Source organism: Methanolobus sp. WCC4, from assembly GCF_038022665.1.
GTDB lineage: Archaea > Halobacteriota > Methanosarcinia > Methanosarcinales > Methanosarcinaceae > Methanolobus.
In genome coordinates, this window is record NZ_CP150629.1 from 2,748,386 (window position 1) to 2,773,563 (window position 25,178).

General features: G+C 46.4%; 15 protein-coding genes, 3 tRNA genes and 3 rRNA genes. 5 read left to right on the forward strand and 16 right to left on the reverse strand.

All coding sequences use genetic code 11. The features are described 5' to 3' along the window. Positions 1-3 precede the first annotated feature (3 nt). Positions 4-1,836: a PAS domain S-box protein gene (locus V7O63_RS13050; RefSeq protein WP_340818986.1), complete on the reverse strand. Its 1,833-nt coding sequence runs from the start codon at positions 1,834-1,836 to the stop codon at positions 4-6. Between the two features lie 322 nt (positions 1,837-2,158). Here V7O63_RS13050 and V7O63_RS13055 point away from each other — a divergent pair, with 322 nt between their 5' ends. Genes V7O63_RS13055 through V7O63_RS13065 form a run of 3 tightly spaced genes read left to right on the forward strand, consistent with a single transcriptional unit; the run spans position 2,159 to position 4,435 of the window. After that, on the forward strand, positions 2,159-2,932 hold the full coding sequence (locus V7O63_RS13055; RefSeq protein WP_340818987.1) for a GTPase: 774 nt from the start codon (positions 2,159-2,161) through the stop codon (positions 2,930-2,932). A 49-nt stretch (positions 2,933-2,981) separates the two neighbouring features. Then, entirely contained in the window at positions 2,982-3,863 is an 882-nt protein-coding gene (gene htpX, locus V7O63_RS13060) for a zinc metalloprotease HtpX (RefSeq protein WP_340818988.1), read from the forward strand. Continuing rightward, positions 3,863-4,435, forward strand: coding sequence for a hypothetical protein (locus V7O63_RS13065; RefSeq protein ID WP_340818989.1), 573 nt, complete (start codon positions 3,863-3,865; stop codon positions 4,433-4,435). The genes htpX and V7O63_RS13065 overlap by 1 nt, the downstream gene beginning before the upstream one ends. A 39-nt stretch (positions 4,436-4,474) precedes the next feature. Here the strand turns inward: V7O63_RS13065 and V7O63_RS13070 are convergent, their stop codons facing one another. Both V7O63_RS13070 and V7O63_RS13075 read right to left on the reverse strand, forming a co-directional pair. Continuing rightward, entirely contained in the window at positions 4,475-4,753 is a 279-nt protein-coding gene (locus V7O63_RS13070; protein ID WP_340818990.1) for a hypothetical protein, read from the reverse strand. Next, complete coding sequence (locus V7O63_RS13075; protein WP_340818991.1) at positions 4,750-5,448, reverse strand: PspA/IM30 family protein; 699 nt, start codon at positions 5,446-5,448, stop codon at positions 4,750-4,752. Before V7O63_RS13075 ends, V7O63_RS13070 begins: the two co-directional genes overlap by 4 nt. A 141-nt stretch (positions 5,449-5,589) precedes the next feature. Here V7O63_RS13075 and V7O63_RS13080 point away from each other — a divergent pair, with 141 nt between their 5' ends. Both V7O63_RS13080 and V7O63_RS13085 read left to right on the forward strand, forming a co-directional pair. Next, positions 5,590-6,108: an NYN domain-containing protein gene (locus V7O63_RS13080; RefSeq protein WP_340818992.1), complete on the forward strand. Its 519-nt coding sequence runs from the start codon at positions 5,590-5,592 to the stop codon at positions 6,106-6,108. A gap of 67 nt (positions 6,109-6,175) precedes the next feature. Beyond that, positions 6,176-7,618: a dicarboxylate/amino acid:cation symporter gene (locus V7O63_RS13085; RefSeq protein ID WP_340818993.1), complete on the forward strand. Its 1,443-nt coding sequence runs from the start codon at positions 6,176-6,178 to the stop codon at positions 7,616-7,618. A gap of 359 nt (positions 7,619-7,977) precedes the next feature. On the opposite strand, the gene rrf is transcribed toward V7O63_RS13085, so the two are convergent. The 13 genes from rrf to V7O63_RS13150 all read right to left on the reverse strand — a co-directional run bounded on the left by rrf (position 7,978) and on the right by V7O63_RS13150 (position 25,051). Continuing rightward, positions 7,978-8,099: ribosomal RNA gene (rrf, locus tag V7O63_RS13090) — 5S ribosomal RNA — on the reverse strand. A 26-nt stretch (positions 8,100-8,125) separates the two neighbouring features. Then, positions 8,126-8,197: transfer RNA gene (locus V7O63_RS13095), tRNA-Cys, on the reverse strand. Positions 8,198-8,295: 98 nt separating this feature from the next. Then, positions 8,296-11,219: ribosomal RNA gene (locus V7O63_RS13100) — 23S ribosomal RNA — on the reverse strand. Between the two features lie 121 nt (positions 11,220-11,340). Next, a tRNA-Ala gene (locus tag V7O63_RS13105) sits at positions 11,341-11,413 on the reverse strand. Between the two features lie 99 nt (positions 11,414-11,512). Continuing rightward, positions 11,513-12,986 (reverse strand): 16S ribosomal RNA (locus V7O63_RS13110). The 16S, 23S and 5S rRNA genes sit together here with 2 tRNA genes alongside, the layout of an rRNA operon. Before the next feature lie 595 nt (positions 12,987-13,581). After that, a complete protein-coding gene (locus tag V7O63_RS13115; protein WP_340818994.1) occupies positions 13,582-15,828 on the reverse strand; it encodes an amino acid permease in 2,247 nt (748 codons plus the stop codon). Positions 15,829-16,028: 200 nt separating this feature from the next. Further along, positions 16,029-16,113 (reverse strand) — tRNA-Leu (locus tag V7O63_RS13120). Between the two features lie 137 nt (positions 16,114-16,250). Further along, positions 16,251-18,944: a cohesin domain-containing protein gene (locus V7O63_RS13125; protein ID WP_340818995.1), complete on the reverse strand. Its 2,694-nt coding sequence runs from the start codon at positions 18,942-18,944 to the stop codon at positions 16,251-16,253. Positions 18,945-19,160: 216 nt separating this feature from the next. Next, positions 19,161-19,802 (reverse strand): hypothetical protein, encoded by a 642-nt coding sequence (locus tag V7O63_RS13130; RefSeq protein ID WP_340818996.1) that lies wholly within the window; start codon positions 19,800-19,802, stop codon positions 19,161-19,163. A 12-nt stretch (positions 19,803-19,814) separates the two neighbouring features. Beyond that, the gene (locus V7O63_RS13135; protein WP_340818997.1) at positions 19,815-20,354 is read right to left on the reverse strand and encodes a cohesin domain-containing protein; all 540 of its coding nucleotides are present in this window, start codon (positions 20,352-20,354) and stop codon (positions 19,815-19,817) included. A gap of 15 nt (positions 20,355-20,369) precedes the next feature. Next, positions 20,370-22,757 carry a LamG-like jellyroll fold domain-containing protein gene (locus tag V7O63_RS13140; protein ID WP_340818998.1) on the reverse strand — a complete coding sequence of 796 codons (2,388 nt, stop codon included), beginning with the start codon at positions 22,755-22,757 and terminating at the stop codon, positions 20,370-20,372. A 314-nt stretch (positions 22,758-23,071) separates the two neighbouring features. After that, positions 23,072-24,466, reverse strand: coding sequence for a deoxyribodipyrimidine photo-lyase (locus tag V7O63_RS13145; protein ID WP_340818999.1), 1,395 nt, complete (start codon positions 24,464-24,466; stop codon positions 23,072-23,074). Next, positions 24,467-25,051 carry a heme-binding protein gene (locus V7O63_RS13150; RefSeq protein ID WP_340819000.1) on the reverse strand — a complete coding sequence of 195 codons (585 nt, stop codon included), beginning with the start codon at positions 25,049-25,051 and terminating at the stop codon, positions 24,467-24,469. Between the last annotated feature and the right edge of the window lie 127 nt (positions 25,052-25,178).

Genomic DNA, 25,178 nt, shown 5'->3' on the forward strand with positions numbered 1-25,178 from the left:
ATCTTACGCTTTCTTTACAGTTGCCCAGAAGACGCTTCCTTTTCCTGCAGGATTATCCTCCACACCTATCCTGCCACCATGAAGCTCGACTATCCTCTTCGCTATGGCAAGACCAAGGCCGGAACCTTTTACTGCCTTTTTCTTTTCGGTCAGGCGACTGAACCGGTCGAAGATAAGCTCTTTATCTTTTTCAGGTATACCTTCACCGGAGTCGGTTACCGATACCTTCCACTCATCCCCTGCATCCATTATATCGATACTTACTGCACTGTTCGATGGACCATACTTGATCGCATTAGAAATGAAATTCACGAAAACACCGTCAACAAGAGGATTCAGAACAGCAGGATGAGGGTCATCGAGCCTCATATCCAGCAATATATCCTTTGCCATAAGCTGAGGTTGTAATTCCTCTACAACATTGCGAATTATGCCATTGAGGTCCATTGGCTTGAACTCAAGTTTGTCGATATCCTCAAGTCTTGCGAACTTAGCAGCTGACTCTATCATCTCTATAAGACGGGAAGCATTGTTATCGATCAAATGGAGTTTATGCAGCTTGCTCTCATCAGACTCATCATGCAGGAGCATATCAGTAAAGCCTTTTATAATACCGGCCGGATTCAGAAGATCATGACTGAGTATATCGGTAAAGAGGTCCTTCAATTCATTCGAGCTCTTGAGCTCAGAAGCGTATTGATTGAGTTTGGCCTCTACCTCCTTACGTTCAGAGACATCCCTTACCACAGATACCATTCCATGATCAAGAGCAGTGATCGACACTTCCTGGAAAAAGCTGTTTCCATCCTTTTTCCTTCCAAGCAGCTCACCTTTCCATTCACCTTTTGAATAGAACTCAGGCAATATCTCATCAATGAACCTCTCTTTTTCATGCTCATCGTAAAGGAGTTCCCATGACTTTCCTATGAGTTCCGCAGGGTCATCATACCCGAAGATACTTGCGTGAGCATGGTTGACGTAAGTGTAGACACCATTCCGGTCCATGATACACATTCCATCGACGGAAGCCTCCATGGCACCGGTTTGTTCTTTGAGTTTTTCCTCTGCTTTTTTTCTTTTTGTTATATCCTGACCTGAACACAGGATACCTGTGACACGACCATTATCATCTGTAATGGGCTTTGAATACCATGATACTATGCGCTGCTCCTTCTGCTTTGTAAGAATAGGAGATTCATAATAATTTATCTCGTCACCATCATGGTCCAATGTGTCAAGGAGATGAGCTTCCATCTCAGAACAGCATTCATCAGGAATGAGATGTTCGAACAGGTTCTTACCCAGAACCTCCTCCTCTTCATAACCAAGTATCTCAAGTCCTCTCTTGTTTATGAGCTTGATAGTATTGTCCTCATCAAGGACCAGCATCATCACAGCTACAACATCGAGATAGTTCTGTGCCTGGTCACGTTCCTTTATCATGTTGTCCTGAAGGTCCTTTATGCGGAGTAAAGACTTGACCCTCATCTTCAGTTCAAGCCTGTCAACGGGTTTGGTCAGAAAATCATCAGCTCCTGCTTCCATACCTTTCAACCGGTCTTCCCTTCCGGACAAAGCAGTAACAAGGACCACCGGGATAAAACGTGTCTTTTCAGAGGATTTTATCTGATCACACACCTGATAGCCATTGAGTCCGGGCATCATAACATCCAGAAGTACAATATCAGGATTCTCCGCGTAGACAATACCCAGTGCTTCCTGTCCATCCAATGCGGAAAGGATTTCATAGTCCGTTTGAAGATAGGCCTGGAGCAGTTCAACATTCATCGGTTCATCATCTACAATAAGAACCCGGGGTTTATCAGATAGTGTCATGATCGAATTGTTTTAACTCTTTGCAGACAGACCGATCACGGTCCGTTGAGTAGCGCTGATCTTTGATAGTATAATATAAAGCGATATACCAAATAAATGATATATGTGACTTTGCGACTCCCCATAAGTTTTGTATTATACTTAAGGATTCCTAAGAAGTTCTGATGATGGACATAACATACCCGCTTCAGCAAAATTCCTGATCGTTCTTTGTTATTATCAGGCATAGGTACATCGTATCAAAGGGAATATATCCTTTTAAAGAATAAAGATGCTCAGAACGATTAATCCAATACCACTTTTCTGACAATGGGAACCTACCATGGCAAGCCAAAAGATGATAGTGAAGGATGTCATTAAGAAAGCAGACATTCTTCTTGAAGTAGTAGATGCACGATTTCCAAACGAGACAAGGAACAGCGAGATAGAACGGGAACTAAAACGTCTCAAAAAGCCATTCATCATAGTTCTCAACAAGTGTGACCTTGTACCGAAACAAAAAGTTGAGAAGGCAAGAACCCGTCTGGCAAGAATAGCACCTTCTGTGTTCGTATCCTCTAAAGAGAGGTTCGGAACCACCATGCTAAGACACAAGATACTGGAAGTCGCGGACATACAGGGACGTGACATAAAAGTGGGTTGCATAGGTTACCCGAATACCGGAAAATCCTCTGTGATCAACGGGGTTGCCGGAAGAGGTAAAGCTTCCACATCTGCGATATCGGGACACACAAAGGGCCTGCAGATAGTCAACGCAGGCTCAAGGATCGTTTTCCTGGATACACCCGGAGTCTTCCCGTTCGATGAACATGATGAGTACATACAGGGATTGCTTGGTGTCAAGGATTCCACACACCTGAAAGACCCCATAGGAGTTGCCATGAAGATCATCGAGAAACTTGTCGATGAGAACAAGGAGATACTTGAATCCGCCTACAAGGTGAACATCACGGATGAGAACTCCTATGATATACTCGAGATGATAGGCGAAAAATGCAATTTCCTGAAGAAGAAAGGATTGGTCGATGAGACCAGGGCTGCCGTCAGGATCATCAATGACTGGCAGAAAGGTGCACTTCTGGCAGAAGAGCTATAAGCCCATAAGTAATGATACATTGTATAGATCTCTAAAATGAGGTGCTGAAATGGTAGAGTGGAAAACCGATCTTGGTCTTGAAGGAAGGATGCTGTTCACCATGTTCCTGCTGGCTGCGGTCTATCTCGGATTCCTTGCATTCCTTACATATATGGGTACCCCTGCAGTGTTCATGCTATTGTTCATAGCATTGTTCATGGGAGCACAATACTACTATTCTGACAAGCTTGTCCTGTGGACCACAGGTGCACAGGTCGTTTCCGAGACAGAGGAACCGAAACTCCATGAGACCATTACCAGGCTCTGTGTGATAGCAGGCCTGCCAAAACCAACTGTTGCGGTTGTCAACACCTCTGTACCCAATGCCTTTGCAACAGGAAGGGGACCAAAGAGCGCGGTTGTTGCCGTGACCACCGGTCTTATGAACAGACTGGATCAGGGAGAGCTTGAAGCAGTACTTGCTCATGAACTGAGCCATGTTAAGAACAGGGATATGGCAGTACTGACAATTGCAAGTTTCATCTCCACACTTGCATTCTACATTGTGAGATACAGCTTCTATTTCGGAGGTTTTGGAGGCGGACGCAGGAACAATGGTGGTGCCTTGATAGCTATATGGATAGTTTCCATACTCGTATGGATCATCAGTTTCCTGCTGATACGTGCCCTCTCCAGATACAGAGAGTTCGCAGCGGACAGGGGTGCTGCGCTTATCACTGGAGAACCAGCAAATCTTATATCCGCCCTCAGGAAGATTAGTGGCACCATGGCCAAGGTCCCTACCGAAGATCTTCGTAAGGTTGAAGGAATGAACGCCTTTTTCATAATTCCTGCAATATCCGGTTCCATGATGAATCTGCTATCTACACACCCATCCATGGAAAAGAGGATAGCTGCACTTGAGAAGATACAGAGGGAGATCGAACTCTGATGGGTTTCCGTGATATGGTCAACTCAGTACTTGGAAGGAGCAAGGTCCCTGAAGCAAAGACAGACAGGCTGTTTGCCATATCCACTGCGGTCATAACACTTGAACTGGACCTGAACCTGAAACCCTCTGCAGTTGCAGGGATATGTTTCAAGGCAATGGACATGTCAAAATATGAGAACGCCAGAGGAGAGATAGAGCAACTCCTTCAGTTCAGCACTAAGGAAACAGGAACTGATTTTACCATTGAGAAGGATGAGTACAATTTCCTGTGGGTCATCCTGAAGGATAAGGACTTCGAGGACCTTGTGACCAATATACACATGATATCCCAGACACTTATAGAAGAGGGATTCGGCGAACAGATATTGTGCGCTGTCTACAGGTTCGAGAGTAAAGGGCCTGTATACTGGATATATAATTTCAAACAGGGAAGCTATTATCCATTCGCACCCCAGGGAAAGAGCAACAGGGACAACACCCTTGAACTCAGGTTGAAATCACTAATGGAAAAGGAACTTCCAATAGAAAAGGATGTGGGGAAATGGTATCCCCTCTGGAGCATGCCTTTTTAGATCTAGGCATAGACCAGTTTAAACATTCATATCCTGCTTTTAATCCTCGAATATCCCCACACCTGTAAAGACATCTTTCGCTTCTGCAAATGTAAGATCTGCAGGCGGAACGATGATATCCGATTCCACTATCAGTGAATCATCAAGCTGTTTTCCGCTATCCTTTATCTTTCCGATGAGGCTGGATAGTTCAAGTTTGTAACCCTCTTCATCATCCTGAGATACAAGTTCGACTATCCTGTTATCAATAACGTTCAGTTCATCAAAAAGAGCGCCTGGTACTTCATACTGGCCTTCACCAACTATCCTTATTATCATTTGCCTGCCTCCTTCCTGAGCTTCTCAAGTTCAAGATCCACACTGGACTCCGCACTTATCTTTGCAAGTTCCCTGTCGATATCATCGCCGCTGCTGGTAAGGTCATCGAGTGTACCTACCTCTATGAGCTCGTCAAGTGCTGATGCACGGGCCTTCATCTGATCGGTCTTGTTCTCAGCCCTTTCTATTGCCAGACCTACATCAGCCATCTCTTCACTGATGCCTGAAACGGATTCGTTTATCTTTACCTGTGCCTCGGCTGCGGAGTACTGGGCCTTGATGGTCTCCTTCTTTGTCCTGAACACCTCTACCTTGGTGGACAGACGTTTCTCGGCTGCAACAAGTTTCTCCTGTTCCTTTTCGAGGTCAGCGATCTGCTGGTCAAGACCCTGTATCTGGACCGTGAGACCACTCTTTCTCTCAAGTGCCAGGCGTGCCAGGTCTTCCCTGTCGACATTGATGGCTTCCCTTGCCTGTGCATCAAGTTTCTCTATGCTCTGTGATAGTTTTGAGCGCTGTAACTGAAGTCTTTTCTTGGATGTTGCAACCTCTGCAACACCCCGCTTTACATCCTGCAGCATTTCCAGCTGCCTCTCATAAGAATAATCCAGAGTCTCACGCGGATCTTCCATACGATCCACCAGTTTGTTCATCTTCGATCTGACCACTGTTCCCATCCTGTTGAATAAACCCATGTTATTCCTCCTGATAATATTAAATAAAGATATAAAGTGCAAACTTGCATAAATGCCTGACCCGAGCATAGCAGGTTCAGATAAATAGAAAGAATACATGATATCCCTTTTATAATCCGGATATTCTATGGAGACAGGGAAATGGCTAATTCATACAACAATGAGCACAACATATTCGAGAGTCAAAGGACTGCTGTTTTTGCCGATGTCCAGAACATGTTCTATTCTGCTAAGAATATCCATTCTGATACTCGTGTGGATTACAAGAAGTTACTTGCCACTGTACTGAAAGGCAGACCACTGGTAAGAGCCATAGCATATCTTGTGGAAACAGAAGATGTTGACCAGTCAGGATTCAAATACCAGTTAAGGAACTTCGGATGGGAGGTCAGGGCCAAGCAGCTTAAGATCAGACCTGATGGTTCCACCAAAGGTGACTGGGATATGGGAATCGCCATTGATGCAATAGCAATATCAGAAAAGGTTGACACCGTGGTACTCATCAGTGGTGACGGGGATTTCACCGCCCTTGTGGAACACCTCAAAGCTTGTGGTGTGCGGGTCGAAGTACACTCTTTCGAGAGGAATACAGCAGCAGAGCTGATTTCTTCGGCTACTGAATACTACCCGATAGATGAGAGCATACTGCGCAGAAAATAATGTGTAAACATTTTTGTCTGAGCGTAGCAACCATAAACCCATAAACAATGAAAAATAATCTATTTACATGTCAAGCAGGTATCAGATACCAGACCCTATCACCCTCATTCATCCGCGTTCATTGAAGAACCTGAACCACCATCTTCAGGAACTTGTTAAAGGCCGACTGTGGCTCAAGATCCTGATAGGAATGCTGCTGGGTATTGTCACCGGACTTATACTTGGACCATCGGCTGGCTATATAGAACCGAATATGTCATATACCATCGGGGAATGGCTGGCACTTCCCGGATATGTTTTCCTTGCACTCCTACAGATGATCGTGGTACCTCTTGTATTTGCATCAATTATCCGGGGAATTGCAGCTGGAGAGGACATGGAGCAACTGAAGAAAATCGGGCTCCGTACAGTCGGATATTTCCTTGTCACCACTGCTATCGCAATACTGATCGGACTGACACTTGCATTGACGATCGATCCCGGGACATACATTAGCAGTGAACTTGTTCAGGACACTATGAGCACTGATACAACGCAGGTTGATGACAGCACTCTTTCCACGCCCGAAGTATCCGAAGTTCCCGGAATGATTACCACCATACTTCCAACTAATCCACTTGGAGCACTTGCCACAGGACAGATGTTACAGGTGGTGATATTCTCCATAATAATAGGCGTGGCTCTTGTTTCCATGGCACCGAATCAGGCCAAACCTCTGCTGGAACTATTGGGTTCACTACAGGAAGTCAGCATGACCGTTGTAAGATGGAGCATGTTGCTGGCACCTATTGCGGTGTTCGGGCTCATCGCCAAGTTCACCCTGAATCTGGGAATCGACGCGCTGATGGGAATGCTCGTCTATGTTGGAACTGTACTTCTTGGACTGTTCCTTGTGCTTGTCATGTACATGATAATAATACTTGTAGTTACAAAGAAAAGTCCGATAAAATTCCTGAGGACAATAAATGATGTATTGTTGCTCGCTTTCTCAACATCCAGTTCTGCAGCGGTTATGCCACTCTCTATCAAGACAGCGGAAGAGAACATAGGCGTCAGACCTTCGATATCACAGTTCGTCATTCCACTCGGGGCTACAATAAACATGAACGGCACGGCACTTTACCAGAGTATAGCAGCCGTGTTCCTTGCACAGGCATTTGGCATCGACCTTGGATTCGGAGAACTGGTACTTATCATGATAACTGTGGTAGGAGCATCCATAGGTACGCCATCTACTCCCGGAGTAGGAATAGTTATCCTTGCTATGATCTTAAACAGTGTGGGAATACCAACTGCAGGTATCGCTCTTATAATAGGAGTTGACAGGATCCTTGACATGAGCCGTACTGCGGTCAATGTAACCGGTGACCTTGTAACATGTGTAATTATGGATAAATGGGTCAGCGGCAAAAAGACAGCTAATGAGGAGTTCATTGAAGTCGCGAACCGTGAGGCACAGAGAAGGGTACTCGGAGAGGATGTCATCGTAAACGGTGTCGAAGAACAATAGGTTTTTACATCTCTTTTTTCTATATGTGCCGTGCTTTGCGCGGTACCATATTACTTTTCCATGTTATGAACGTGAGGTCATAGAATCGCTATTGACCAGGGCATTCTTCAAAAAGTATAGCATAGATAGTCCTGTAAAAACTCTACTTTTCTACAGACCACAGATACACGCAGATAAACACAGATATAACTGACCATTATCTGCGTACATCTGCGGTCATAATTGGAAAAACATTGATAACTATGATTGCCATAGAGCCTTACGTAATTCCCAAAAACAAGAATCAAAAAACCAGAACTACAGAGCAGTTGCTCTGAGGTGATAGAAAGCCAGTAAAAAGAAGATAAGTTGTATGAGTGAGTTGGCAGCGTTCTATAGTTCCCAAAGACTCTCGTACTTAAGTACAGTATAGGACGCAGGCGGACTTATCTTCTGTGTTCGGGATGGGTACAGGAATTGCCCCGCCGCTATGGCCGCCAAACTCTCTCATGATGAAGGTAAACGTAAAGCCAAGATCCGGATTCGAACCGGAATGGAATCGCTCTGCAGGCGATTGCGTAGCCGCTCCGCCATCTTGGCAATGAGCGATTGATGAACGGATTCATACTATTTATACATTACCTTAGATAACGTGTATATTAACATGCACATATCAGATTTCGCCTGGACAAAGCAAGACGGACAGGCACGGATTTTTAGTAGCCGCGGACTGAACACCTCGTTGCCTTGGTGCGTACATCCCGACCCTATCAAACCGGTCTTATACCGGGATCCTTAAAGTGGTCTCTTTTCAAGTCAGATTTCGAGCTTAGATGCATTCAGCTCTTATTCCTTAGCGCGTAGCTGCTCAGCAGTGCCCTGTCGGACAACTGATACACCAGTGGCGCCGCTACTCTGTTCCTCTCGTACTAAAAGTAGCTTACCCTCAGACCACAGACACCTCTAGTAGATAGTAACCGACCTGTCTCACGACGGTCTAAACCCAGCTCACGATCTCCTTTAATAGGCGAACAACCTCACCCTTGGCCGCTGCTGCACGGCCAGGATGGAAAGAACCGACATCGAAGTAGCAAGCTGCCGGGTCGATATGTGCTCTTGCCGGCAACAACTCAATTATCCCCGGGGTAACTTTTCTGTCATTTTTGGCTCGCACCAAGCGAGCTCAAAAGTTCGCTAGAACCGACTTTCGTCTCGTCATCCACTACTGTGCTGAATAACGTCAGGCTGACTTATGCTCTTACACTCTTCAGTGGGTTTCCGACCCACTTGAGTCAACCTTTGTGCGCCCTTGATATCTTTTCAAGGGCGTCCCGCCCCAGGCAAACTGCCCACCTATCGGGGTCCTCTTCTCAGAGTAAGGGCCGTAATTTCAGAAGGGTAGTGTCCCAATGGCGACTCCATCGATGCTGGCGCACCGACTTCGACGTCTCCTACCTACACTGTACATCCAAAATCACAACCCAACGACAGGCTGCAGTAAAGCTCCACGGGGTCTTCACTTCCCCCTAGAGGTCTCTAGACTGTGCACTAGAAAGTAAGCTTCACCGGACTCTGGCTAGGGACAGTAGAGCTCTCATTGATCCATTCATGCGAGTCGCCAATTAAGCGACAAGGTACTACGCTACCTTAAGAGGGTCATAGTTACCCCCGCTGTTTACAGGCCCTTCGTCCCGTTGAAACGGGGTTTCAGGTACCTGCACTGAGCAGGATTCAGAGATCGTACTAGCCCTTACGGGTTTGCGATCTCCTATGTTGGTATTAGACAGTTAGAGCTCTCTTGTCACTGCGACCTGCTGTCTTCACAGCAGGCACTCCTTCTCCCGAAGTTACGGAGCTAATTTGCCGAATTCCCTTAGCCAAATTGTTCCGACACGCCTTAGCCTTTTCAGCTAGGGGCACCTGTGTCAGTTCTCGGTACGGACCCATGACTCCCTTTTCACGGGTTCCCGGGTGCAGCTGACTTTCGCCATTACATATTCGCCCGCTTCTCGCCATTACGGCTCTCCACGGGATTCGATGCTTAGACGGCGCGACGGCGCCGCTCAGCCTGCCCAAAAACGTCAGTTTATTGTCATGAGGTACAGGAATATTAACCTGTTTCCCTTTCGGCGTACTCGAATTACGGTACGTCTTAGGACCGACTAACCCTCGGCTGACGATCATTGCCGAGGAAACCTAGCCCCTTCGGCGGTTAGGATTCTCACCTAACTATGCTGTTACTATTACCAGGATTTTCGTTTCCGCCCGGTCCACAGGACTTCACAGCCCTGCTTCTGCCCGAACGCAACGCCTTCCTACGAGATCACCTTGCGGTGCTCCGTGGTATCGGTGGTCGACTTGAGCCCCGTCCATTTTCGGGGCCCCAAACCTCGACTGGTGGGCTGTTACGCACTCTTTAAAGGATAGCTGCTTCTAAGCTAACCTTCCAGCTGTCTAGGGCTTAGGACGCCCTTTAGTATTAACACTTAGTCGACACTTAGGGACCTTAACCACGGGCTGGGTTGTCTCCCTTACGGACTACAGGCTTACCCCAGTAGTCCGGACTCCAATTGTCTACGACGACGGTGAGTTTGGAGTTTGACAAGCGGCTGAGGAATTTCTTCCCCGGGACCACCAATCAGTGCTCTACTTCACCGACTATCTCAAATTAGGTCATGCTACGACATGTTTCGGAAGGAACCAGCTGATGCCGGGTTAGATTAGCCTTTCACTCCGAGACGCAGGTCACACGAATGATTTGCAGATCAATACCGCTTGCGGTCCTCCACGTAGCTTTCGCCACGCTTCAACCTGCCCACGCCTAGATCACCCGGCTTCGGGTCGTATCCTAATGACTCCACGCACTTGTATACGTCGCTCCTCACCTTGCGGTTGCGAGCATGTTGCTTTCGCTTCGGCTTCCTATTTGAAAGTTAGCCATCGCCATTTGAATACACTCCCTGGCCCGTTCTTCAAAACGTAAGATATGACATTGGCAATATTACCCGTACTGCGGCCTCGCGACCGTTTCCTTCGTAATAAAGATCCTTTAACGCCATATCGCTCCATCGCCTCCAGGTTTCAGGCACTTTTAACCTCCCTTCTTGGGGTACTTTTCAGTTTTCGGTCACCCTACTAGTTCGCTATCGGTCTCAAGAAGTATTTAGTTTTGGAAGTTGGTGCCTCCCAAATTCACGCGAGAATTCCAACTCACGCTACTCAGGCTGTTTTCCAGATCCTTTGGTTGTTGTTTACGTGACTATCACACTCTATGGTCTAACGTTCCAGAAAAGTTAAACTTCAACCAGGTCGGATCTTTAGAAAAGCCTACAACACCACATCTCCCGCATGTTTCCAGCGGGATTCAGTTTGAACTGTACCGTGTTCATTCGCCATTACTAACGGCATCTCTTCGATTTCTTTTCCTGCCCCTACTAAGATGCTTCAATTCGGGGCGTTCCCGATCATTGCTGATCAACACGCAAAACGTGTTAGGAAGACCCATTAGGAGATCCCAGGTTCATAGGCTCCATGCACCTACCCTGGGCTTATCGCAGCTTGGCACGTCCCTCTTCAGCTCTTGAGCCGAGCCATCCACCTGAAGGCATATTAACCAGAGTCCATCTCACTTTGTCCAGTGAGCGTCTGATATATGCATGCATATACACGATATCATTGCGGCCGTCGTTGCTTCGACCGCTTCATCCTTCCCCGGAGACATTACTCTCCAGGTGCACTATTAATGGACTTGCAGGGATTCGAACCCTGGGCCTTCGCCTTGCAAAGGCGACGATCTTCCAACTGATCTACAAGCCCATAGAAGATTCACTTAGAATCTTACCTTGTTATCTCGGATCTGACAGTTTTTCGATTTCTGACCGGTAAGTGGTGATGGACTTTGTGTCCATCATGCTTAGGAGGTGATCCAGCCGCAGATTCCCCTACGGCTACCTTGTTACGACTTAACCCCCCTTGCGAAATTTAGGTTCGAACACGGCACTAGTCCATGCCCTCACCCATACCTCACTCGGGTGGTTTGACGGGCGGTGTGTGCAAGGAGCAGGGACGTATTCACCGCGCTATATTGAAACGCGATTACTACGGATTCCAGCTTCATGAGGGCGAGTTGCAGCCCTCAATTCGAACTACGGCCGGGTTTATGAGATTACCAACCCCTTTCGGGGTAGGGACCCATTGTCCCGGTCATTGTAGCCCGCGTGTAGCCCTGGAGATTCGGGGCATACTGACCTACCGTAGCCCGCACCTTCCTCTGGTTTAGCACCAGCGGTCCCCACAGAGTACCCATCATCCCGAAGGATATGCTGGCAACAGTGGGCACGGGTCTCGCTCGTTGCCTGACTTAACAGGATGCTTCACAGTACGAACTGACGACGGCCATGCACCTCCTCTCAGCGATTCAGGTAAGACCTTCAGCCTGACCTACATATTGCTGTCGCCCCAGGTGAGTTTTCCGGCGTTGAGTCCAATTAAACCGCAGGCTCCACCCGTTGTAGTGCTCCCCCGCCAATTCCTTTAAGTTTCAGCCTTGCGGCCGTACTTCCCAGGTGGCTCGCTTCACGGCTTCCCTGCGGCACCTGAAACGGTCGCACCATCCCAGACACCTAGCGAGCATCGTTTACGGCTGGGACTACCCGGGTATCTAATCCGGTTCGTGCCCCCAGCTTTCGTCCCTCACCGTCGGACCCGTTCTGGTAAGACGCCTTCGCCACTGGTGGTCCCACAAGGATTACAAGATTTCACTCCTACCCCTGTAGTACCTCTTACCTCTCCCGGTCCCAAGTCCGACAGTATCCCCCGGAGGCCTAACAGTTGAGCTGTCAGATTTCCCGGAAGACTGATCGAACCGGCTACGGACCCTTTAGACCCAATAATAGTGGCCACCACTCGGGCCGCCGGTGTTACCGCGGCGGCTGGCACCGGTCTTGCCCGGCCCTTGCTAACACCTGCTATTTACACAGGTGGACAGCCAACATAATATGCTGGCACTCAGTATTCCCTTATCGCGGTTTCCCGCATTGTAAAGTTTTCGCGCCTGCTGCGCCCCGTAGGGCCTGGATTCATGTCTCAGAATCCATCTCCGGGCTCTTGCTCTCACAACCCGTACCCGTCGTCGGCTAGTAGGTACATTACACCCACTACAACCTGATAGGCCGCAGATTCATCCTAAGGCACCGGAGCTTTTGACCACAGAACATTCCAGTATCTATGGTATATCAGGTATTATCACCAGTTTCCCGGAGTTATGCCTGACCTTAGGGCAGATTATCCACGTGTTACTGAGCAGTACGCCATGTTCACGAAGAACATTTGACTCGCATGGCTTAGTCGAATACTGATAGCAGTGACCTCTGGCAGGATCAACCAGAATTGTTGATCACACACAAAGGATTGTATTATGGAAGTCATTTAAGGAATCATTAGGAAAGAACTCTCACTAGAGATTCTTTACACATGCACATTAGTTGGTTAATTCCTTCATTTAGTAGTTATACACTACCGGTCAGAATTAACCGAACTGCCAAATCCAACGTCGGACAGAAACAGCTTCTGTCCCCACTAATAAGGCGGTGATCGTAAGTGTTCCGCGCGATTCACGCGGACTCCTTCAAAGGACATCATCACATATATACCTTTCGAATCATGAGATTCGAAGGCAAAGGATGGACCTTTGTGATACCTGCCTTGATGAAATTGAATAATTACTTCATCGAATGTTTCTCACGAGCAAGTTTTCCGGCACGGGCACCGCACCAGTGGGCTCGTCGCGAGCACCCTTACATAACAGGCTTACTATAAAAGCGTTGCGGAGGAATTGGGACTTATCATCATTTAACAATTGTTACATACAAGAGAACTTGATAGCAACCACAAAGAATGATCCAGAATGAGCTAAAATAAACTAAAGAACAGAAAATATATCATAAAAATAAAGAAAGGGAAAAGGAAAGACCATTCAATTCCCTTTATTTCTTGATAACATCCCTGAGTTTGATCCACTTACGAGCCATGATCACAGTCGTATCAGTGTTCTTGATGATCTTCTCCGGGAATACGCCCAGCAGGAAGTTCTTCAGGAAAGGCCTCGTAGTGGCCCCAATGAATACCACATCCTGCTTCTTTGCCTCCTCAGAGAGACCTTTTTCGATATTCTCTGATACGGTGAACTTCCTCTCAGTATCAACATCCTCAAAGTAACTTTCCAGATTCCTGAAAGCCGCTATCGCCCTAGCCTCATCCTCTGAAGACCTGCCTACATTGAACATCGTAACAGTAGCATTCTCCACAGATGCAAGGTCATGCGCCAGCTCTGCGGCAAGTTCAGCATGCGGACCACCGGCTGTGGGCAACAATATGCTACGTACATCCCTAAGGCCCCTGCCTGGCTCGAACCTTGCCACAACAACGTCACAAGGCGCTTTGAGCAGAATCGGATCAAGTGTGCTTCCAAGGACGAAATCACGGCGGAAGGTCCTGCCCCTCCAGCCCATGATGACCATATCAGGTTTCTCTTCATCGATGGTATCAAGGATAGAATCGGACGCATCCCTTCCAACCTTGATGATACCTCCTGCAGGGACATCCACAGAACTGATGAGTTCCCTCATAAGGGACCTCCTTTCATCGACATATTCATCAGAAGCTGAAAGCGGTGTCTGCTCAGGGAATGTCAGGACCTTCAGGAAGACAACGTGCCCGTTCTTCTCTTTTGCAACCATATTGGCAAGCTTCGCAAGATCACCTGCAGTTTCCATATTCTTGATAGGCACAAGGATCTTGTAACCTTCCTCAGCGAATGGCTTCTCTTCATATACCTTCTTGCGAAGAGATGTTGCACGCCTCTTGATCTCCTTCTCAGAATAAGAGAAGTAGAAGAATGAACCTGCAAGTACCCAGAACACAGTGATGCCTACAATAAAGGTCGTATCCTTGATATTCGTCACAAGATAATAACCAATGACAAGCTGCACCACGATCGCAATTATAGGAAGATAGGGAGCAAATGGCATCTTAAAGGCCCTTTTCAGGTCAGGTCGCCTGAACCTCAGGATAATAAGCACGGAATTGACCAGAATGAACAATATAAGGAACATCACATTCGCTGCGGAAGCGACAGTCTCGATGGGAGCAAACGTCATGGTCGCAATGATGAAATAACTGAAAAGGATGGCATAGTGAGGCGTTCTTCTCTTTTCATTGATCCGGGAAAGGGTTTCAGGCAGATAACCCATCCTTCCAAGGGCAAAAGCCACTCTTGATGAGGAATAGACAGTAGCGTTCATGGCACTTATCGTGGAAACGAAACCACCTGCAATAATGAGAATGGAACCGAATGCCATGATCTGGTCTGCGACCCGTATCATACTGAACTCACCTAGCTGTCCGAGATAGATCCAGCTGGGGCCGTCTACCTTAATGGCACCTATCAGGGCAAAAGCGACCATGATATAGACAATAACAGCAACCCACAACGAAAGCAATACAGCCCGTGGTATGTTCTTTTCCGGATCCTTGACCTCCTCTCCACTCTGGGCGATTATCTCATACCCTTCGAATGCTATGAACGTGAGACCCATTGCAACAAGAAGACCACCAAAACCGTTCGGCAGGAACGAAGGGTCTGCAAAGAATGCAACTGCCCAGTCAGGTGTGAGGATGGTCCTGTAAATACCGAAACATGCGAACACCAGAAGAATAGCGACTTTGAAAAGGGTGACCAGACCGCCGATCCTTCCGCTTTCCTTTGCACCAAGGTAATTAAGGTAGGCCATGAGAGTGACAATAACGAATGCAGAGCTGCTCATCAGCGCACCCTGGGACATCCCTTCATATCCCAAGAAGTGGATCACGAACTCTGAAAAGAATGCACCGAATGTGACCGCATAAAGCGAACATGCAATGGTGTGAGCCGCCCAGTCGACCCATCCGGCCAGGAATCCGAAGTGATTGCCAATACCCTCTTTTACCCAGAGGTAACTTCCACCCGCCTCCGGAATAGCAGAACCAAGCTCTGCATAGGCAAGTCCCGTAAATGTTGCTACAATACCATTCAAAAAGAATGCAAGAAGGACAGCAGGTCCTGCAATTCCCGTTGCTATACCGGTCAGAGCGAATATGCCCGCCCCGATCATCCCGGCAATCCCTATCATTGTTATATCAAAGAGCGTCAAGTCCCTGCTAAGACTTACGCGAATACCATTCTCATCTGACACACCATGTTAGAGAAACACATTCATTGATAATATTTTCTATATATTTTCCGGGACCTTAACGAAAATTCCGGACAGGTAAACAGAAATACTTGTATCAGAGATTCTGGAAATAATAAGTTTGAATATGGTGAATCCTATTTGTTTTTGATATTAGTGTGTTTGAGATTATCTACGATTAAGAAATGGTATGTTAAAACTAGTGCGGGAGGTGCGATTCGAACGCACGAACTCCTACGAGACAGGGTCCTAAGCCCTGCGCCTTTGGCCAGGCTGGGCAACCCCCGCAAAAACGAACAGACAGTAAAGATATTGTTTACATATTAATATTACGCACTTATACATTATGATTGAAGAACTAATTGATGGTAACCAGTAAGTATTGTTTTCAGTATCAAAACCTCCCTGTAGTCCAATGTCCTTTTTCATTCTCCCCCTACAGCATTTTTCAAAATGATCCTGGCATCGATAGATGATACGCTTCCGTCTTTATTCACATCCATGACCGGATCTAGAGGGATCTTACTAACTGACATCTGAAGTGCATAGAGTGCATCCAGTGCTGTATACGTACCGTCACCGTCACCATCCCCCATACCTTCCTCTATGTTTATCACAGTGAACAGGCCATTCCAGGTTTGTATCACCACAGTTTGATAATCATCTGCTCTGTTCGCTGTGATGGAGACGATCCCAAGAGGAGATGATGAACCCTCTGCCCCGATAACATCAAAGTTAACGTAGGCAATCGAACAGTCTCCGCTAAATCCTTCCCTGTCAGCAAGACTTATCTTTATGGTTCCGTCCATGATATTGTAGTCGAAAAGGGAATCCGTGGTCAGGCCACCTTTGGTAACCTTAGTTGCTTCTAAAACGGATGGGTCATAACTCAGTGTCATATCCATATTTCCAATATTTTCATTGACCCCATTCAATGTCAGTGGGATCTGTATGCTACTTCCGGCAGGCTTGCTCCGGGATTCAAAGGTAAGTCCTGACATAATGCCATCCCATGAATCAATGAAGGATACTTTAAGTGACGTTGGATCCAATACTTGGTCAGTTTTCCCATCGTCATCCTGATCAATATTCATACGATAGTCCTTATGATCAGTACCTAAAGGGATTGTTGCAATTGTACTCTCTGTGATTGGAACGTCTAGGAACTCGACCTTTGTCAGGTAATCTGAACGGGACACATTAAGATCCTGGATTTTAAGATTGAAACTGCCGCTATCCACAGCCTGGATTACCAGTGTGTACTCATCATTAGCATTTTGAACAAAAATGGCTTGAGGATCCTGCTCCACCTCAAGATAATAATACGCATTTGGTATGTCCCTCTCAAATGCTCCACTGGGAGTAAAACCAACATGTCGATTCTGGCTATCATAAAGATGTAGATTTACAGGGCTTTCTACCTTAATATTAAATGCCCTATGCAGAGACCAAGGCTCGAAATTATCCATAAAATCATATAACTCCTGTGGCTGAACGGAAACCCAGTCATCCAGATGTTGTGGAACTGGATAACATCCAGCCCTCTCATAGGCTGCTATCCCGAGACTAACGCAATCCCACAATTCTATCCCAGCTTCAGGGTTTCCAGGTGCTCGAGCATGAAACTGTGTCGATCCTTGTTTTCCAAACCAGTACCTTGCTTTACCCTGCTGAGTGAGGTCAATCTTTTGCAATGCAAATGTGATGATTTCATCCACTTCATCTTCATGAGGAGGGGGGTTTGTTGTCTTCCAGTCAAACTCAGGTTCCCCCTTTCCCATGGTTCTTCTGGCTTCATTCTTCATCCCATCCACCGTATTAAAAACAATTCCATTCCATCGAGACTCCACAACACAACCTATAATCCAGTCCCCGGGTTCTATGTAATGGCCCACTTCGGTAAGCATAAAAGCCTCGCCGTTCCTAAATACTTTAAGAGGAAGTTGTGCTTGGTCCATAACCTTGTAACTTTTATTAGCCTCAAAATCGCCAATATAAATCCCCACATGTCCGTAATCAGGTTTGAAAACTGTCCCGGACACCCACCTTACATAAGCTGTTGTAACAATACCTTCTGAGAAGAGCAAATATCCTTTTTTGAGCCCTGGATACTGTTTAGCAATCCGTTCCCTCTCCACTTCAATGGATGTTTTCTCCACTACCTCCTTCTCTTCTTTTATGCATTTATCCCCCCATACACTCAGGTTCCAACCTTCTGGACACTCACATTCACTTCCGTTGGGCACCGCACCAGTGACACATTCACATGTTCCGTTATCTACATCCCATACGAATTCTAGCAGTTTACCCGTACAATTGCATTTGCATTCATCAGGATTACTTTCCTTAGAGTCGTAGTGAGCACGAGTATCCATCTTCTGGCACCAATCTTCACACTTCACGCATTCATCATCATTTTTTCCATAGCCTTTCTCGCATATGCAACCACATTCAGGCCATTCACTTTTTCCATCCCATACAAAGTGCTCATTCACTTTACTACACCAGTCCTGGCAGCTTTTTCCATCTATAACTCTTTTCGCATTTTCTTCCAGTGCAGCAAAAAAGGACTTAACAACATCTTCACTACCCTGAGATTCAACGCGAATATTTATCACTGAATTACGGTAACGAATGTTCCCCACCATTTCATGAAATTCAGGATTTAACTCTGGCCTTCCACATAATATGACAGACCTATCTTCCGTACTTTCCAGGGTCTTACTCCAACCACCCATCCAGCCAGGGATTACGCTATTACACTCATCTTTTTCCCCGCGAGTAAAAATTTCCTTCACTTTTTCTTCGCTAAGTTCGAACAAATGCAATTCACAATTTGCCTTCCCCCCGGTTTTTTCATTTTCATAATAACAGTACAGTCTGTGTACTTTTGCATAATCCCCTTTGCCAGCTGTCATTTCGCCATATGTCCATACAGCATAACAATTGTCAGTGGCGGCAAACCCATATGGAAGAGTTGGCTGGCAATCGTTTTCGCTGAACACCGCATCGGCATTAGGCAAAGGTGTCTTAGCGTTTCCAATTCCGGCCACACACATAAATACAACTAATAGATAGATGAGAAGAACATGCTGTAAGCTCTTAGATGTGTTACTCATATTTTGCCCCCCACACGGACAAATATTGTATAATAATATCATTCCACCTGATCTTAATTAAAAATAACCCCGATCATTTGCAGAAAATAATGGAAAGGGATGTGGCAATGATCCCTGAACAGATCTAGGCCTTCCCGGATCATAGCTGAAACCAGGTGATCAGGTTTGAACTTGAATATTCTGTTTTATGGAGCCTGTGGGTGCACTCACTGATAGTCAGATAACCCCAAGCAGCCTTGAGACCTTTAGACCAATGTTTGCCACAAAGAAAGTAATGTTATTAACAAAGCCCACAGGTTCTATCACAATGTCTCCAGTTTCATAGGCATCCAGGAATGTATCGGCAGGCTGTTTCGATCCCATTATACCCCTAATGGTATCTTCATCTGAGTATACAATGACCGTCGGATCGATCTCAGAGCTCAGGCCCACCACTGACTGGAGAATTATCCTTGCATCCAGGGACGTGATAGCTCCGTTATCGTCAACATCGACATTTGAATCCTCTGCCATCTTTCCGGTAGACATCTGCAGGGCACACAGGGAATCCACAGCGCTCAGGTAACCATCACCGTTACAGTCTCCTTTTTCGGCTTTTATCTCGATCGCCAGCTTCTGGAATACCACGACCGTAGAATCCTCTGTCACTACTTTCAGTTCCAGCACATCCCCGTCATTCAGTTCTATTATACCGTAGATCTCCTCATTTCCAAGAAGACTGTTCACAATACCAGGGACCTTATCCACGTTCTGATTGTAAGCTGTAACCTTCTTGTTCATATCAGTGAACAGGCCTGCAGATGCTGTGTTTGCCAGAAGGATAAAAAGTAGAAATGAGAGCAGTATCATCTTCTTCATTTCCACCCCACCTTATCTTCTTTTGACAAATAACAGGGCTACGGCGATCGCACCAATTGTCATCAGCAGCATGCCTGCGTAACCTGCGCTTTCCGAAGCTTCCTCGGTAACACTGAGAGTTCCGTCAATGGTGGGAGAGATAACCTCTACAAGGTCGGTATTGTGTACTGCCACATCACCCAGTGTCAGAGTACTGGATGAACCTACATCACCAAGAACCTTGAATGATACGACTGCAACAGAACCATCACCGTTTATGCCGGAAGAGTCAGCCAATGCGATCATAACCTTCCCCTCACTGGCCGTATTGGACTCAATGTAAGCATTTCCGCCAAGTTCACCAGCTTCCACTCCCACAGCCTGCAGGACTGCCGGATCATACATAAGGGAAATATCCATACTTCCCACATCTTCAGCTCCCTCAAGGTTGATAGGAACCTCCACTATACTTTCGGCTGCGCCTGTGGTATCACTTACACTTATGACCATATCCTGTGCCGATGCAAGAGATACAAGACACAACAGACTAACTAACAACATCATTCTTTTCATATTATAACCCCCATTTCACTCCAATTTAGCAGAACTTCTCAGTATTTGTCTTGCATCGATCGATGTTACACTTCCATCTCCATTCATATCCATAGCCAGGTCCTCCGGTATCTTTCCCACAGCCATCTGGAGTGCATACAGGGCATCCAGAGCAGTAAGTTCACCACCGTCACCCTCTGCATCCCCCCTGCTTTCATCCAGACCTACCACCGTGAACACTCCATCCTTAGTAGCAATACTCACTGACGTCAGGTCTGCTCTGTTGGCAGAAAGGGATACGATGTCAAGGTCAGAGGATGAACCTTCAGCTCCTATCACGTCAAATCTCACCTGGACAACAGAACCATCACCTGAGAATCCAGCCTTATCAGCTAAACTGACCTTGATCGTACCATCAATGATATTGTAATCATAGAGTGAATCGCCTGTAAGGCTGCCTTTTACAACTTCAGTGGCTTCAAGGACGGAAGAATCATATCTCAGGGTCATATCCATATTCCCGATATTCTCCCGTACCCCGTACAATGTCAGAGGGATCTGTACACTGCTTCCCGTTGCCTTGCTGCGGGATTCAAAGGTCAGCCCGGTGAACTTGTCAGCAACAGGGTCTTGAGTAGTAGGTGTTTGAGTTGGAACTGCTGCTCCCTGACGAATTGCGTTGATCTCGCTTTGTGAAAGAGCAACACTGTAGATCCTCACCTCATCAATGACACCATCAAAATTGCCCCCATAGGAAGGATTGGAACCAATGTTGGTGTAATCCCATCCACCACTGAGTACTCCTTTTTCAGTATACACCTTATCGTTCACGTACAATGTTATTGTCTGGGTATCCTGATCATAGACCGTCGCTATGAAAGTCCATTCCCCTATCGTGGCAGGATGGAAACCCAGTACTCCGCCAGAACCGGTAAATGCGGACCATCCAAGTCCTCCTCCACGATTATCGATGGCTATCGTTCGGTCGTAACCCCCATTATCATGTGAGATGACGGTTCTCGATTCAAGGTCGGACTTGACCCAGGCAACTATGGTCAGTTGTGGAAGAGTGTCCGGATTGATATTGACCGGAGAACGTACATAATCGTCAGTTCCATCAAAACTCAATGCCTGACCCTTTGTTCCGGAAACAAAGGTAGCACCATTGTTTGTTCCATGGTTGTTGTTACCGGAATAGTCTCTGGCATCACCATCAAATGGATAGTAAGCAACAAGACCATTCTTAGAGACGGAGGTTGTACCTGTGGTCGGAGTAGATGTCGGAGTGGATGTTGGGACCGATGCACCCTGATAGATAGCACTTATCTCACTTTGTGAAAGGGCAATATTGTAGATCCGAAGATCATCCATCGAGCCTTTGAAGTATTCGGTGACTCCCGGGGGATCGATGCCTATGAGAAGCTTAGTATCTGATCTCGGGATAGAAACTGCTGTTGTTTTAGTGTCCTTGAGTTCCCCATTGATATAGAACTTCAGCTCACTTCCATCTTTTGTGACGGCAACGAAATACCACTCGTTGAAATCCGTTTCAGCATTTGACACGATATTCTGGCCGGCAATACGAACGCCAGAGTTCACTCCATTGGAACTGTGGAACAGAGCATATGGGCTACTTGAACCAAGTTGAGAGGACGTATCACCCTTTGAGAACACGACAGCCCATCCCCCTACACCTGCATCTTCCTTATTGAGCCATCCGGTGAAAGTGAAATCCTCTGTCAGGTCAAGAGAATCACTATCTTGAACCTCAATATGGCTCTTCCCATCAAAAGTCGCTGCAGAACTTCCTACTACACCAGAGCTGAAAACCATATTTCCCATAGGGGTTCCATGATTGTCATTGCCTGAATAGTCCTTTACATCACCATCAAAAGGATAGTAGGCAACAAGACCACTAACCGGAGCAGAGGTTGTACCCACTGCAGATGGGTCCATGAGGGCGAAGAAAAAGATGGTCACATGATCGCTGCCACCCGGACCATCGATCCCCATGCTCTCCACCCTTATGGTGTGGGTCTCTTTATCCAGACCGGATACTTCCAGATACTTTACAAATGCCCCTCCAGGATAGGTCGCATCACTTCCATAAGTATCCCCTGACCATACCTCCACGCCATCAACAAGAACACGTGCCCAGCCATCATTGGTATCACCCCAGAACTGGATACCTACCGTAGTTGTTGCTACGGTTGTCTCTGCTTCGACCCAATTACCTTCACTCATCAATGCGATCCACTGATTATAGCGCCAGATGGTCCCGTCTGTCGTGATCTGGAACTCGGACGGTGGTATGACATATACTGTATTTGCATATGCCACAACATCCAGAGGACTTGAGAATTCAAGGGCATTTCCGTCATACAATATAACATTCGCTTCTGCAGAAGCAACTGTTACGGACAAAATTAAAACTAACATAGATAATAAAAGAGCATGCAGTAAGCTCTTCGATATGAGATTCATACTTAATTCCCCCATTTGTTCCCCACGAACAAATTAGTTTACAATAGATATATCTGCTGTTAATATTAGTTAAGAATATCCCCCTTCATTTAAAGAAAAATACTATGCTGCTACCGAATATTCCATCTGTATATCCGAATCTGGCAATTGGGTCCTTCTTTGAATTTTCACTTACCTTGTTCGCAAATCCAATCAAAAATAAGTCGCATTTGAAGGAATAATATGTAAACTCATAAAAGCAATTTACCGATCATTCAGCCCATCGCTTTGAACATCGTAAGAGCCACATTCCGTTCCATCGAATGGTCCACCACTGGATGTGGATAATCAACTCTCTGAAGCTCCTGTCCTTTTTCAAGGGAATGGATTGCCTTTGGATCGATATCTGCAAGTTCAGGTATCCACTCCCTGACATACAGGCAGTCTGAGTCAAACCTCTTCTGTTGAGTCCAGGGATTGAAGATACGGAAATATGGTTGTGAGTCTGCACCTGTTGATGCGGACCATTGCCAGTTACCGTTGTTGACGCAGGGGTCGTAGTCCACAAGCTTACTGGCAAAGTAGCGTTCACCCCATTTCCAGTCAATATGCAGGTCCTTCACAAGGAAGGATGCGACTATCATCCTCACACGGTTGTGCATGTATCCGGTAGTGTTCAGTTCCCTCATCCCTGCATCGACGATAGGGAAGCCCGTCCTTCCTGAACACCATGCCTCAAAAAGGCGTTTGTCATTCATCCATGGAAGGTCCTCGAACTTCTTTTTGAAAGCATGTTCGAACACATCAGGAAAAGCAACAGCAAGATGAGTGAAGAAATCACGCCAGTGGAGTTCATTTATCAGTGTGTGTCCGGCACCAAGCTCATCCTTTACATAATAATAGAACTCCCGTATGGAGATGGTACCCAGTTTGTTATGAGCGGAAAGTCCTGTTGTCCCATTGATCGAGGGAAAGTCACGTTCATTGTCATAGTTCACGAAACTGCCAATATCCTGCAGGGTCTCCAGAGCATGGGTTCTGCCACCTTTTGTGAATAGATGATCGTTCCTTTCGAAAGACCAGATATCAGTGATCCCACAAAGTTCGATTCTGGAACCGTGGTCGATATCGCCTGAAAAGAATCTGCCTTCACCCTTCATTTCCGGAAGTGGGAACTCCATCTGTGAAGCCTTCCTGAAGAACTGGGAGAATACCTTATAGGGCTTCCCTTCGTTGGTCAGCACAGTTCCCGGTTCATGAAGGAGCGCATCATGATAGCTGAATACCTTGATGCCAGCATCATTACATACATTTTCTATTACTTCATCCCGCTTCCTGCTGAAAGGTGTGTAATCCCGGTTGAAGAAGACGGCATCTATTTCGTGATTTTTGGCAAGTTCCTTGATTATATCATCAGGCATGCCGGAGAAAAGGAAAAGTTCACCATCCCTTGATCGTAATTGTTCTTTCAGGTCCTCAAGGGATCCCAGCAGGAACTGGAACGCATTGTGATTGAAATGTTCTCGTTCCCTGTCCGCAAGTCTCGGGTCGAAGATAAAACATGGGACCACCTCATCGGACAGTTCCAGTGCCCGGTTCAAGGCTGTATTGTCATCAAGGCGAAGGTCACGCCTGAATATGAACAGGGATGTTCTGTATTCCTTTGTCATTCATTCCACCTCGATAGCGACCTCGTTGTGCATAAGGGCAGGCGGCACCCACGGAGGATCATAACGCATCAGGAAATAGTCTCCCTTTGTGGAGACATCACTGGCAGCAAGTCTTTGATCGAGGATAGAACGATACTTCTCAATGACATCATCATTTGCGTAGCCTGAGAATCCGATAACTGCAAGCTTTCTGGCAGGGATCGCATGAACCGAGACCCCGGAGTCATCAGGGATTGGGGCATTGTCCAGACCATAAGCATCAGGAAGTACGAAGGACATATTGACAAAGTCCCCTTCCTCTGAAGAGAGAACAGGAGCTGTCATATCGATCTTTGCATCCTTATCATTTCCTCCATAAATATAAGATGCAAGTGAAGAGAACGCATCACCGGAGTCTTTTGCAACTGTTGAGATGACTGTCATTTCCCCATACTGCCTGATCTCAACACCATCCCCTATATCATCAAGGACCTCATAAGCAACCCGTTCCGTTGTCATTGATACATACACCCCCGCAAAGAACCATGAGCCTGCTGTTACGGCTGCCACTGTCAATAAAGCGAAGATCACCCCTGCTTTATCCATAATTATAGATTACTTTGAAAATTAAAAGAGCCTTGTGGTCTGAGAATATCAGGCTTTTAGACCTTCCATCATACCTATATAGATAGTATAGTCCTATGTTATATTCCCAGATCAATTAGATATATTA